13 protein-coding genes are annotated in these 12,956 nt (G+C 60.5%); 6 read left to right on the top strand and 7 right to left on the bottom strand.

Annotated features, from left to right (window positions below; translation table 11 throughout):
• Nucleotides 1–861 precede the first annotated feature (861 nt).
• The 6 genes from RR842_RS00765 (at nt 862) to RR842_RS00740 (ending at nt 7,486) form a co-directional block, all read left to right on the top strand.
• Nucleotides 862–1,764 carry a homocysteine S-methyltransferase family protein gene (locus RR842_RS00765; protein ID WP_332522204.1) on the top strand — a complete coding sequence of 301 codons (903 nt, stop codon included), beginning with the start codon at nt 862–864 and terminating at the stop codon, nt 1,762–1,764.
• Nucleotides 1,765–2,025, top strand: a complete 261-nt coding sequence (locus RR842_RS00760) for a hypothetical protein (protein WP_332513251.1) — start codon at nt 1,765–1,767, stop codon at nt 2,023–2,025.
• Between the two features lie 407 nt (nt 2,026–2,432).
• Nucleotides 2,433–4,754 carry an anaerobic ribonucleoside triphosphate reductase gene (locus RR842_RS00755; RefSeq protein WP_332565415.1) on the top strand — a complete coding sequence of 774 codons (2,322 nt, stop codon included), beginning with the start codon at nt 2,433–2,435 and terminating at the stop codon, nt 4,752–4,754.
• Nucleotides 4,754–5,449 (top strand): 4Fe-4S single cluster domain-containing protein, encoded by a 696-nt coding sequence (locus RR842_RS00750; protein WP_332728806.1) that lies wholly within the window; start codon nt 4,754–4,756, stop codon nt 5,447–5,449. Before RR842_RS00755 ends, RR842_RS00750 begins: the two co-directional genes overlap by 1 nt.
• Nucleotides 5,450–5,579: 130 nt before the next feature.
• The gene (locus RR842_RS00745; protein ID WP_332553450.1) at nt 5,580–6,392 is read left to right on the top strand and encodes a mechanosensitive ion channel domain-containing protein; all 813 of its coding nucleotides are present in this window, start codon (nt 5,580–5,582) and stop codon (nt 6,390–6,392) included.
• Nucleotides 6,389–7,486 (top strand): DUF2804 domain-containing protein, encoded by a 1,098-nt coding sequence (locus RR842_RS00740; protein ID WP_332728805.1) that lies wholly within the window; start codon nt 6,389–6,391, stop codon nt 7,484–7,486. The genes RR842_RS00745 and RR842_RS00740 overlap by 4 nt, the downstream gene beginning before the upstream one ends.
• Nucleotides 7,487–7,543: 57 nt before the next feature.
• On the opposite strand, the gene RR842_RS00735 is transcribed toward RR842_RS00740, so the two are convergent.
• Genes RR842_RS00735 through RR842_RS00705 form a run of 7 tightly spaced genes read right to left on the bottom strand, consistent with a single transcriptional unit; the run spans nt 7,544 to nt 12,586 of the window.
• Nucleotides 7,544–8,617, bottom strand: coding sequence for a PilT/PilU family type 4a pilus ATPase (locus RR842_RS00735; protein WP_332513257.1), 1,074 nt, complete (start codon nt 8,615–8,617; stop codon nt 7,544–7,546).
• A gap of 10 nt (nt 8,618–8,627) precedes the next feature.
• On the bottom strand, nt 8,628–9,095 hold the full coding sequence (locus RR842_RS00730) for a S4A5 electrogenic sodium bicarbonate cotransporter 4 (protein ID WP_332513258.1): 468 nt from the start codon (nt 9,093–9,095) through the stop codon (nt 8,628–8,630).
• Nucleotides 9,092–9,625 (bottom strand): hypothetical protein, encoded by a 534-nt coding sequence (locus RR842_RS00725; protein WP_332513260.1) that lies wholly within the window; start codon nt 9,623–9,625, stop codon nt 9,092–9,094. The genes RR842_RS00730 and RR842_RS00725 overlap by 4 nt, the downstream gene beginning before the upstream one ends.
• A gap of 1 nt (nt 9,626) precedes the next feature.
• Nucleotides 9,627–10,127 (bottom strand): DUF4860 domain-containing protein, encoded by a 501-nt coding sequence (locus RR842_RS00720; RefSeq protein ID WP_332513262.1) that lies wholly within the window; start codon nt 10,125–10,127, stop codon nt 9,627–9,629.
• Nucleotides 10,128–10,165: 38 nt separating this feature from the next.
• A complete protein-coding gene (locus RR842_RS00715; protein WP_332517972.1) occupies nt 10,166–10,492 on the bottom strand; it encodes a hypothetical protein in 327 nt (108 codons plus the stop codon).
• Between the two features lie 9 nt (nt 10,493–10,501).
• Nucleotides 10,502–11,554, bottom strand: coding sequence for a type II secretion system F family protein (locus RR842_RS00710; RefSeq protein WP_332513267.1), 1,053 nt, complete (start codon nt 11,552–11,554; stop codon nt 10,502–10,504).
• Between the two features lie 57 nt (nt 11,555–11,611).
• Nucleotides 11,612–12,586: a transglutaminase-like domain-containing protein gene (locus RR842_RS00705; RefSeq protein ID WP_332513268.1), complete on the bottom strand. Its 975-nt coding sequence runs from the start codon at nt 12,584–12,586 to the stop codon at nt 11,612–11,614.
• Nucleotides 12,587–12,956: the final 370 nt, after the last annotated feature.

Here is a 12,956-nt window from a genome sequence, read left to right as displayed (position 1 = left end):
GTGCTTTAGTGTCTAGAAAATTTATTTGAATGCATATCTTCGGCATAATCCTAGAATCTGAATCCGCAGTTGAAGCATAATCCCAAGGGTTCTCGACTGTGTTTCCTGGGATTATGCCGAAGATATGCATTCAAATCCTAGAAATCACAGCCCAGGAATCCTTGAGTTTGGGATTAACCCCGCCAGACACACTTTTCTGCCTATAAGCCTGAGTTTTGGCCTATAGCCCTGAGTTTATGCTTCAACTGAGAATTCAGATTGGGGAAAAGGATTGGCCCGGGGAGAGGGGAGCTCCACCGGGCCACAAGGAGGGGGTGCGGTGCCTTGGGGGCACCGCTCTGCTTTTAAGAAGTTAAAGCAGATGCAAACCAAAAGGAGGGGAGCCTTTTGTTCGCAGTACCTATTATAAAAGTAAACCTTGAAAAACATATGTACCGCTCGTGCGTGTTTTATGAATTAGAGGGTCTAAAAGTAACAATTAGGCAAATTCTGCCTGATTGTTACCCGAAAAAAGGATTGGCCCGGGGAGAGGGGAACTCCGCCGGGCCACAAGGAGGGGATGATGCGATGCTCGAGGCATCGCTACTGCTTTGTAAGGGACGCAAGCAGTGCAGGCTGAAAGGAGGGGAGCCTTTCGCTTGCAGAGATTATTATAAGATGAGTAGTTGAAAAACCTGTGACGGGAGCATGTCCATCCTATGCAACGGACGTGCAGTATCGGTGAATTGCACGAATCGAATCGACGCAGGCCGCTCGCGGTCGCTCACTGCCCACTCGCGTTTCGTGCGGATTTTCGCTGCCTTCCGGCATCGCTGCCGGAAGCATTCGGTATCATAGTCTTTGAAAAGAAAGGAACCCTCCATGCCCGACATTTCGTTGCGCTTCCATAAAGACATGCTGGTGCTGTCAGCCCCCCTAGCCGCCGTGTTGGCGCGTCAGGGCATCGATACGGCGCGAGATCTTGAGTACCTGAACCTGGTCGAGCCCGAGGCTGTGCGCGATGCGCTGCGGCTCGAGTCCCTCGCGGGCGCGCAGTGCCTCGTCGCCAATACCGAGGGCATGGCGCCGGCGCGTCTGGCTCATCAGGGCATGGAGGACAACCTGGATGCGCTTGCCCACTCTGCGCTCGCTACTGCGCGGGGGCTGCGTCCCCAGCATCTCCTGGTGGAGATCGGTCCGTGCGGCTTGCCGCTGGATGGTTCAAGCGCTTCGTCGCTCAACGAGAACCGCGACCAGTATGCCCGCGCTGCGCGTGCTTTTGCGGGCGAGGAGTTCGATGCGTTCCTTCTGAGCGGGTTTGCTGGCGCCTCCGACCTCAAGTGCGCGCTCATGGGGGTAGGGCAGGTGAGCGACCGGCCCGTGTTTGCATCGGTGGAGGTGGGGGCTGACGGCTTTCTGCTCGACGGCCGCACTTCGCTTGAGGAGGCCGTGGCGCTTATGGGCGAGTTCGGAGCATCTGTTGCCGGCTTTGCCACGGGCGCCGCGCCGAGACAGGCCGCAGCGCTCGCCGGGCGCGCCTGCGCGGCCGGGTACCTGCCGGTGCTCGCGCAGCTGCGCGTGGCTGCCCATGCCCCGAAACAGGGCGAGGCGACGCCGGAGAACCCGTATTATTGCCCCGATACCATGGTGCAGGCCGCAGCGCTTTTGAGGGCTGCGGGGGTGCAGTTCTTGCGTGCGACGGGAGAGGCGACTCCTGCCTACACGGGTGCACTTGCGGCTACCACCGAAGGCTTCGATGTGGCCCGTGCCGTCGAGGAGGCGTAAATGGGCTCCAATACCGATCGTAGCCCGCATTATGGCGCGCTGCAGGACGTTGTCGACGGTCTGTTCGCCGATACGTGCGTCGAGGCGGTACGTCGCCTGGACGTGGTGATCGCCGCCGAAGCCGCCGACCTGCCAGCCGATTTGAGCGAGGTTATCTCCCTGCTGCCTCCTGGCACCTATACGCGCCTGCGGCTCTGCGACCAGATCAACTCCTCTATCGGCGGTCATGCTTGGGGTCAGGTGTACGGCACGGTAGAATAGGCGGCTTCCTCTGCCGTCTGGGGGCATAGTGGACGTTTCCGGCGCACTCGCGCTACCTTTGGCATCGTAGGCGTTTCCGGTGTGGAAGACGGCGGGGCTGTGGCGGTGCTTCCGCCTTCCTTGGCGCGTTGCTGAGGAAGCTCGTCGGCTTCTTCATGCCGATGTGGAATATCCGTGAACCTCCTCGTGGTTTCCGAATGAAACTAAAATGGTAACAAATTCTCCCCTTGCTTTTACGGCGGTCGCTCGGTACTATATGTCCACGCGGAAACCTCCATACACCACAATATGTTGTGGAAAATTAGCTAAAAGACAGTGGAAACCTTGGGCAAAACCATCGCATAACCACTGCTCGTTTACGGAAAACGAACGAATCGAAGAGAGCATCAGACGGAAGGAACCACAGCATGGCCACGACCATCATCAAGCGCGACGGGCGCACGGCGGAATTCAGGGTAGATAAGATCGCCGAGGCGGTGGAGAAGGCGTTTCAGGCTTGCGGCGCCATGCAGGACCGCGCAGCAGCCGAGGATATCGCGCAGAAGGTTATGGGCAAGCTGGACGGCGGCGCCATCGAGGGCGTGCCTACCGTCGAAGGTGTGCAGGATTTGGTGGAGGAGACCCTCATCGAGTCCGGCTTCGTGCAGACGGCCAAGTCCTACATCCTCTACCGTGCCGAGCGCAACCGCGCCCGCGACGTGAACAGCCGTCTGATACAGACGCTCAAGGACATCACGTTCTCCAAGGCGTCCGACTCCGACATGAAGCGCGAGAACGCCAACATCGATGCTGATACGGCTATGGGGACCATGCTGAAGTATGGCTCCGAGTCGGCCAAGCAGTTCTACGAGATGTGCGTCATCGATTCGAGGTTCGCCCGCGCCCATCGCGAAGGCGACATCCACATCCACGACATGGACTTCTACACGCTTACCACCACGTGCTGCCAAATCGAGCTGCGCAAGCTGTTTAGGGGCGGCTTCTCCACCGGACATGGCGTGCTGCGCGAGCCGAGCGATATTTCCAGCTACGCGGCACTGGCCTGCATCGCCATCCAATCGAACCAAAACGACCAGCACGGCGGCCAGTCGGTGTGCGACTTCGATTACGGTCTGGCCGAAGGCGTGCATAAAACGTATCGCCGTCTGTACAAGAAGCACCTGGCCGAGGCCATGGACATGCTGTGCGAGCTCGAAGATGCCCGCGCCTTCGCCCAAAGCGCGCTTGAGGGCGTCGAGGCCCAGACGGGTGTGTGGGCCAGCCTCGCTATGGACGAAGCCTACGAAGCTGCCGTGCGCGTTGCCGTGAAGGAAGCCGGCGCTGATGACGCGGTGGCCGACCGGGTGCTGGCCTATGCCGCTAAGAACGCGGTCGCCGACACCGACCGTGCTACGTTCCAGGCGATGGAAGCGCTCGTGCACAATCTGAACACCATGCATTCCCGCGCCGGTGCCCAAACGCCGTTCAGCTCTATCAACTACGGCATGGACGTCACGCCCGAGGGCCGCATGGTCGTGAAGAACATGCTTCTGGCTACCGAGGAGGGCTTGGGCTCCGGCGAGACGCCCATCTTCCCCGTGCAGATCTTCCGCGTGAAGGAAGGCGTGAACTACAACCCGAGCGATCCGAACTACGATCTGTTCAAGCTGGCTATGCACTGTTCGGCAAAGCGCCTGTTCCCCAACTTCAGCTTCCTGGATGCGCCGTTCAACGCCCAGTATTACAAGGGAACGCCCGAGACGGAGATCTCCTACATGGGCTGCCGCACGCGCGTCATCGGCAACGTATTCGACCCTGATCGCGAGGTCACGCCGGGGCGCGGTAACCTGTCGTTCACCTCTATCAACCTGCCGCGTCTGGCTATCCGCTCCAAGGGTGATCTCGATCTGTTCTTTGATCTTTTGGATGCGAAGCTGGCGCTGGTGGTGGGTCAACTTGACGAGCGTTTCGAGATTCAGGCGCGCAAGCGAGTGTACAATGCGCCGTTCCTTATGGGGCAGGGCGTGTGGATCGATTCCGAGAAGCTGGCACCGGACGCAGAGCAGCGGGAGGTGTTGAAGCACGGCACGCTGTCGGTCGGTTTCATCGGCCTGGCCGAGGCCCTGGTGGCGTTGACCGGCCAGCATCATGGGCAGTCGCAGGCATCGCAGAACCTCGGCCTTGAGATCGTGGGTCACATGCGCAGCTATCTGGATAGGCTGTCGCAAGAGCGCAAGCTGAACTACACGCTTATCGCCACGCCGGCTGAGGGCCTGTCGGGACGTTTCGTGCGCATGGACTGTGCGCGCTATGGCTCGATCGAGGGCGTCACCGATCGCGACTACTACACGAACGGCTTCCATGTGCCGGTGTACTACGATATCAACGCGTTCGACAAGATCACCACCGAGGCTCCCTACCATGCGCTGACCAACGCAGGTCACATCTCGTATGTGGAGCTCGACGGCGACACGACCGAGAACCTTGAGGCGTTCGAGGCCGTTATCCGCCACATGAAGGAAAGCGGCATTGGCTACGGTTCGGTGAACCATCCGATCGATCGCGACCCGGTATGCGGCTACAACGGCATTATCGGCGACGTGTGCCCCAAGTGCGGCCGTACCGAGGAAGAGCACGGCGGCTCCTTCGAGCGTATCCGCCGCATCACCGGCTACCTGGTGGGCACGCTGGACCGTTTCAACGATGCCAAGCGCGCCGAGGAATCGGACCGCATCAAGCACTCTTTGTAATGGCCGCCCCCGATACCATCCGCTTGTACGGCACCGCTCCGGATTCCATTGTCGATGGGCCGGGGCTGCGCTTTGCCGTGTTCGTGCAGGGATGCACGCATGGCTGCCCTGGCTGCCATAACGAGGACAGCCAGCCGGCGTGCGGCGGCACGGTGGAGCGCATCGACGATCTCGTGGCGCGCATAACGGCGAACGGATTGGCGCAGGGGGTGACCATTTCGGGAGGCGAGCCTTTTGAGCAAGCGCTCGCCTGCGCTGAGCTGGCGCATCGTCTGCGCGAGCGCGGCTTGGGCGTATGGACGTACTCCGGCTACCGCTACGAGGACCTGGCTGCCAGGGCCGCTACGGCTGTCGCTCGGGACGCTGCCTCTTGCGCGGCCGTTACTGCCGCTCCATCGAGTTTCGATGCGTCAGACGACGAAGCGGGCGTGTCGAAGGCATCGGGCAATGCGTCCGGCCCTGCCAAGGAGTCCGAGGCGCTTGCCTCGGTGGATGCTGCCGGCGCACGCGATCTGCTCGCTGCCACCGACGTGCTGGTGGATGGGCCTTTCGTGCAGGCGCTCCACTCCTTCGAGCTACCATGGCGCGGCTCGTCCAACCAACGATTGATTGACGTATCCGCCACTCAGACGCAAGGCCGCATCGTTTTATGGCAAACTCGGGAAGACTTTCCCTGCAAGCCGGCTTCCTGGTAGACGCCCCGTACCATCTTTTTCGCAGGGTTTCGAGCGCAGTGGGGAACCCACGCGAGGGAAATGCGAAAGCGGGCTGCTTTTGCAGGGTACTTGCTCTCGGGATAGGCCTCGGACATGGTAGGATAGCGACATGGAACAGTTCTTCCAGCATATCGAAAACGTCGTCCGCGCCGATTGGTTCAACACGGCCCTCACGGTGCTGGTCATTCTGGCTGCCACGGCTCTGACCGCGCGACTCGTGACGCGCTTCCTTAGCCACCTGCTGCACTTCAACGAGCAGAAGAACCTGCCCTCCAGTTCCATCTTCATCAACATTGGACGTGCGAGCGTGTGGTTTTTGGGCGTATGCATCATGCTGTCCACCTGCTTCAACGTGAATGTCAGCGCCGCTATCGCCGCACTGGGCGTCGGCGGCATCGCCATCTCGCTGGGCTTCCAGGACACCATATCGAACCTGATCGGCGGCTTGCAGGTCAGTCTCATGCGTATCGTGAAGCCGGGCGACAACATCCAGGTGGGAACGTCCACGGGCGTGGTGAAGGACATCACCTGGCGCCATACCACCATCAAAAACGCGCTCGGCCAGGAAATCATCATTCCCAACTCCATCATCAACAAAACGGCGCTGGTGCACTTGCCGCCCACCAATCAGGTGAGCGTGCCGTTCGTGGTGGCAACCGACGGCGATCGCCTGGGCGAGGTGGCCGTTGCTATCGAGCGTGCTGCAGCCGAGGCGGCGGGCAGCGTCGGAAAGCTGACGAAAAACCCCGTCGTGTCATTCTCCGAGATCGGCGACGCCGGATTCAAGGCATCGGTCGTGTTCCGCATGGCCGACAGCCGCGACGGGGGAAAGGCATCTGATGCGGTGGTGCGCGCCATTGCGCCGTTGACCCGGCAGCATGCAGGCGACGTTGAGGGAGTGCGGGAAGGTGAGCAGGCATGAGCGAGAGTTCCGAAGAAACCAGGATCACCCGCGAAGGGCCGCTGCATCGGCTGGACGGAGCGCTTGCGGCGCGAGGGTGGGCTACCCAGCCGCTGCTCCACTACGATCGCGCCCGCATCAAGGCCTCGCGCTGGCGTATCAAGGAATGGGACTACTACCTGGTGGGCGACGACTCGTATGCCGTTGCGCTGACGTTGAGTGACCTGGGATATGCAGGGCTAGTGTCGGCCTCGCTCGTCGATTTCGAGCAGGGAGCCTACAAGACCACCAGTGTCGTTACCCCGCTGCCGCTCGGCCGCTTCAAACTGCCCACTTCATCGAAGGAGGGCATCTCTGCGTTCGAGAACGACCGGGTGTCGTTTCGCTTCGAGGTGGCGGATGGCGTACGTACGCTCAGCGCCCGGTTCGCCCGCTTCGACGGGGACGACGACTTGACGTTCGAGGCGGTGTTGGACGACGAGCCGCGCGATTCAATGGTCATCGTTACGCCGTGGGCCGAGGACCCGAAGGCGTTTTACTACAACCAGAAGATCGTGGGCATGCAAGCGCGCGGCAGCTTTAAAAAGGGCCTGGTAGTGCACGGCTTTGCTCCGAACGGGTCGTTCGGGTTGCTGGACTGGGGCCGGGGGGTGTGGACGCGCGACAACACCTGGTTCTGGGCGGTGGCCCAAGGCTGGCAGGACGGCAAGGGCGGCGTGGCGCCCGGTTCCCATCGTTTCGGGTTGAATCTGGGATACGGCTTTGGCGACACGTCGTCGGCGTCGGAGAACATGGTGTTCGTCGACGGAGTGGCCCATAAACTGCATCGCGTCGACTTCGGTGTGCCCGAGCGTGGCGGCTCGCGAGATGCCCGCAAGGTGGTCGACCGCTTCGATCTGCTGAAGCCGTGGCACGTCCGCGATGACCAGAACCGTCTCGATCTGGTGTTCACGCCGCTGCTCGATCGCGTGGACGCTATGGACTTCGCCTTGATCCGCACCGACCAGCACCAGGTGTTCGGTCGCTTCGACGGCACGGTCGTCCTCGACGACGGGAGTCCTTTCAAAGTGGCGGGTCTACCGGGGTCGGCTGAGGTCGTGCACAACGTCTACTAGCAAGAATGCCCGCTTGCGGCGGGCATTCTTGCTAGTAGCTCTTTTTGGGGGCCTGTCCTACAGCCCTTCGGCCTGGAAGCGCTTCTCCAGCGCCTCTTGATGGATGCTGTACTGCAATGCCATCTCCCTGGCTACGCGCCCGCTTTTCACGAGTTCGAACAGGCTCTGATCCATCGTGCGCATGCCTTCGGCGCCGCCTGCAGCAAGAACACTGTCTATCTGGTGCGTCTTTTCTTCGCGAATGAGGTTGCGAATGGCCGTGTTCATGATCATGATCTCGAAGGCGGGTGCCACCTCTCCCTCTACCGTGGGCACGAGCTGCTGGCTTACGATAGCCTCGAGCACCATGGACAGCTGCATACGAATCTGGCGCTGCTGTGAGGCAGGGAAGGCATCGATGATACGGTCGACCGTGCCGGCTGCACCGGTGGTGTGCAGTGTGGAGAACAGCAGCTGCGCCATTTCCGCCGCCGTTACCGCCGTGCCGATGGTGTCGTAGTCGCGCATCTCGCCCAGCAGCAGGACATTGGGACTCTCGCGCATAGCCGAGCGCAGCGCTTCGCCGTACGTGGCTACGTCGGTGGGCACCTCGCGCTGGGTGACGATGCAGCTGCCGTGCTTGTGCACGTACTCGATGGGGTCCTCCATGGTGATGATGTGCCCCGTGCGCTCGTGGTTCAGCTTGTCGATGATGCAGGCGAGCGTCGTGGATTTGCCGGCACCGGCAGGACCGGTGACCAGCACAAGCCCCTTCTGGAGCTTCGCTAGGCGCAGTACCTCTTCGGGGATGTGGTACGCAGCCGGGTCGGGCAGGCCGAAGGGGATTACGCGAATGACCGCGCCGTACGATCCGCGCTGGCGGAACACGTTGGCGCGGAAACGTCCGATACCGGAAAGAGCGAACGAGAAATCGTCGTCGTGGTTGCTATTGTCCACGAAATGCCTCATGCTGCGGTCGGACACTTCGTAGATGGCGCGTACGAACGTCTCGGTGTCGTCGGGCATAAACGGTGCCGAATCCAGGCGTATCTGCCGTCCACTTACCTCGTAGGAAAGCGGCAGGCCTGCGATGATGAAGATGTCGGACGCATTCGCGTCGACCATTTCCTGCAGCAGCTCTTCAAGTTTCATCCGTTAGCTCCTATCGTGTTGATGCGGTGCCCGACCACAGTGTTTTTCCTGCGCTGTCGTCCGTCCACAGCGTCGTTGCCTTCCATGCGGTTATTCGGTACGTCGCATTTGCTTCTATGATTAGCTCGACGTTGAGCGTGCGTCCGCTTTCGGCGGTGAATTCCGCACGCACGGTCGTCTCGTCGAGCTTCGCGCCTGCGGGCAATATTCTCTTGACGGCAGCACGAGCTTCGGTCTGTCCGCCCCCGGCCGCGCGCACCGAAGCGAGCGCCGCATCGACCTTAGCCGTGAACTCCTGTGCCGCACGCTCGTTGGCGTAGGTGTCGGACGTGAACAGGGCCTGCCTCTCGGCGGCTACATACGTGGCCTGGGCTGTCGTTACCGAAAGCACGGCCATAACAGCCAAGCACAAAGTGATGATGAGGGTAAAAAGGCTGATGGGTCCGATGCGAACCGATCCTCGACGGGGGGCTGTCATGCAGCATCGCCTCCCTTCGCGCCGGAGATACCCGAAGGCGTGGTGCTTCCGGTGTTTTGAGATGCCGGTGTTGCGTTGCTGCTCGCAGCGGCGCTTACGTAGCGCGCGGTATCCAGCTCGTAGACCGTTTCGCCGTCGCGCGCTACGACGATGGAGGCGCGATAGAGGGTGCCGCTCGGTTCGATCTCGGGGGTTACCTTGCGTGTCACGACGAACGTGCCTGCAACTTCCTCGGCATCCGCCGAGGAGAGCGGGTTGCCGTCGGCATCGAAGATGCTTGAGGGTAAGTCTGCTTGCGGCGCGGCGGCAAACGCCTCAGCGTCGTTCGTTGCAAGGGCGACAGCCTGCGTCAACGACCGCTCCTCAAGGCCTCGGGCATGCGCGCTGCCGAATAGCTGCATAAGCACGGCTATCGCGAACGTCAGGAATACGAGCAAAACGAGCGCTTCGACAACAAACGCCGTACCATGCCAGGTGGTGTCGGGTCGGTGCCGGGCTGAAAGCAGCGTCGTTTCGGGCTTGCGTGCCATACTAGGCACCTCCCCTCACACTGCGCAGCGCAATTTTTACGCGGTCTTTGTCGGTGTCGATAACGAGCAGCCCGTTTTCGTACGTGAACGAGAAGCGTTCTGACGAAACAATGAGATGGGCCTTTTCAGGCGTGTACGCCGCATCGGCCAAGGCGTATTCTTCCACGACGTTGCCCTGGTAGGCGTAGATGCGCGTTTCGAACGTGCCGCCATCGAGCCGCTCCGTAAGCACGAGAGAAGCCCCTTCGGGTCCCCGACCCGTGCCAACGGCGTCTACGGCATCGGCTGCTCGCACGCTGTTGGCAATGAGGCCCGTCGCCAAGCGGGAGGTGTCGGCCTGGTCGCGCACCTCAACGAGGGCGCGGTACAGGCCCGTCCCCGCCATGATGGCTATAAGCAAGACAACAACAAACAGCGCAAACAGCAGTGCCGTGAACAGGCGACCGGAGCCCTGCCCCTCCTCGGCCCGCTGCGCGATGGTCCTGCTCGTAAGGGCTCTCATGACGGGATCCTCGTTCTGTTCGGTCGGCCGACTTCCGATCATCGCGGCACCACTACAACACTTGGCATGATGTTCTCGGCAAATACCTCGTAGGTAATGAGGTAGTCCTGGCTATTCACGCGCAAGCCGTAGTCGCGTTGCAGATGCTCAAGCGAAGCCGGGTAGGAGCCTTCGATAGCGCAGCACTGCTTGGCGCTGTCCAGAATGGCGTTACGCACGGATACGGCTCCTTGCTCGCGCAAGCTCTGGCTAATCGAGCCAACCGCAAACCAGCCGCCAACTACAAGCGCGACGACAAGCGCCAGCACGACAATCCGGATATTCCCGCGTTGTCTAACCTGTTGTGTCGAATGCCCACGGCTCACGGCGCGCTCCTAGCCGATCGATCCCATGATGCCGATAAGCGGCATCATAACCGAGATGAGGGTGGCACCTACGGCTACCGTCAAAAACGCGGCCAGCGCGGGTTCCACGCCATCGACGAGGTGGTCCATTTTCACGATGGCATCGTCGAAGAAGGTGAGCGAAAGGCGGTCAAGCACGTTTTCCGTACTTCCCGAACGCGCTCCGATGGTAAGCATACGTGCGTAAACGGGTTCGAACACGCCGCTTTCCGAGATGGCCTGCGCCAGGCTTTTTGGTGCAACAGGGTCGAGCATTGCGCTGCGCGCTTGCTCCAGCTGCGGTTTTAGCGTTCGATGATTCACCATGTGCACGGCTTCCGTCATGGCGGTGTCGGTGTTGATGCCCGAGGCAACGTACGTGGAAAGCGCCGAAGTGAACCTGCTCAGAGCAAGCTGAAACATCGTGTTTCGGGTGAGGGGGAGGCCCTCCGCTAGGGACATGAGCCGCTGACGGCCGTTCTCGGTGCGCATAACAAAGGCCACAAGCAGCACGACGACGGTGCAGACAAGGGTGATGGCCAGCGCCGTCCACCCGATGCCGATAGACAGGCCCACCGCATTGAACGAACCGGAGGCCAAATTACCCGACAGGCTTTCGTAGACGTTGACAAACACGGGCAAAATAATAGCCACGGTGAACGCGAGGATGACGGACATGATGCACAGCAGGGCAGCCGGGTACACGATGCTTGAGCGTATCTTCGCGAACAAGCGACTTTCCTCGTCGTAGTACACAGCAAGTGTGCGCAAGGTTGGCTCGAGGCGCCCCGACACTTCTCCGACACCCACCATATCAACGACATGGCGGGGAAATGCGGCCGAATCCCTCAGGGAATCCGTGAGTGATTTTCCGGCGATAAGATGGCCATATACGCCATCGCAGGCGCGCTTGAACGCGCCGTCCTCCATGTTCTCGCCCAGCAGGCTTACCGCTTCGTCGGTTTGGATGCCTGCGGCCAACATGATGGCAGCACTTTCACAAAACGCGCTCACAGCGCTGCTATCGAGCACGGTAGTGGACATAGTCGTCTTACTCCTTGTCGTCACGGCGTCTTCGCTTCCCTTCGCGTCGGCTCATTGCTAGTACGTGTATCGATCGGTGTACTCTTTGGCGTTGCCGGTATATTTTTCACTGCCTGCCGAGGCGAACGTCAGGTCGATGCGCGTCCAGGTGTTCGCCTCGACGCTGATGCGGACACTCGTCCATCTGCCATCAAGATATACCAAATTCCATGCATGGTAAATACTGTCAGGTGAAACATAACCGGTGACGATTTTGCAGGGGATGCCCTGACTGCGTAGCATGGCGGCCCCTAAGCTTACATAATCGAAGCAGATACCCTTCTTCTCGGCCAAGGTTGCGTCGGGGTTGGGGATGTACCCTGAAGTAGCGGTAAGCTGTTCGGCCTTCGCCGTGTCGTAGGTGATGTTCTCGACTATCCAAGTGTACACCTCGCGCAGTACGTCGCCTTCGTTTTGCGCGCCCGCCGCCAGCTCGCTCGCCTTAATTACTGAGGCACTGTTGGCATCGTAGCTACAGTACAGGTTGGGGCGTATGAACGGCTCGAATTCGCTTGCTATCGCCGCATCGGCTTGGGTCGTGTTGATGGGCACGTAGCGCTCTCCGCTCGTGTTTTGCAGGATGCTGAACACGTAGGTGCCGCTGCCCATGTTGAGCGGACAGACGATGGGCGTGCCATCGCCAGGCAGGTCGTAGTTGTACTCCGTCTCCCCTTGGGCAACCTGGAATTTGAGGCGACTTTCATTGTTCGCCGAGGCGGCAACATAGCCTTGCGCAAGCGCGGAGACATCGATCATGCTGTCGTGGTCGGACACCGCGCCCTCGGGGTTGAAAGCGGCGGTCGCCAGGGGTTTTGGCTCGTAGGACGGGCCGCTCGTGGAGTCCTCCCTCGACACTTCGGGGTTGCTAGAAGAGGAATCGCCACAGCTAACCAGGCCGCCTAAGAAGAGGACGAAGACGAGTCCGAGCACGCCGGAGGCGGCGCGGCGCAGCGCCGCCTCCGGGCAAGATTTGTGCGCGCCGAGGCGTTTCACGGACGGGCGGCCCTTCGGTCGTGTTCGGTGCGGGTGTTGCGCGCGAGCGCCTCCCCGTTTTGCCCATTATAGCGCGTTCGGAATCATGGCTTCCTTACGTTCACAATCAGAGGCGAAGCGGTGTGCAACAGGGCCGAAAAGTTACGGAAAAGCACCGGGTAGCCGTTGATTCAACCTGATTCAAGGCTCAGTTGAAGGAAAAATGGAGGACCAGAATTTGCCTTCGAATAGTGGTAACATTGAAGTTGGGTTTTACCCTGTCTTGCAGAGTTCACCTGCCACATCAGAGTAGAGACAGCATGTGAAACAACGTATGAGCGAATCGGATGCTCCGCTTGGAAGAAAAGCGGAGCCGCAGACGCGCAGGTAA

This window comes from Gordonibacter sp. (assembly GCF_036667095.1).
Classification (GTDB): Bacteria; Actinomycetota; Coriobacteriia; order Coriobacteriales; family Eggerthellaceae; genus Gordonibacter.
Note: the sequence above shows the minus strand (reverse complement) of the source record. Positions and strands in the feature narration are given on the sequence as shown.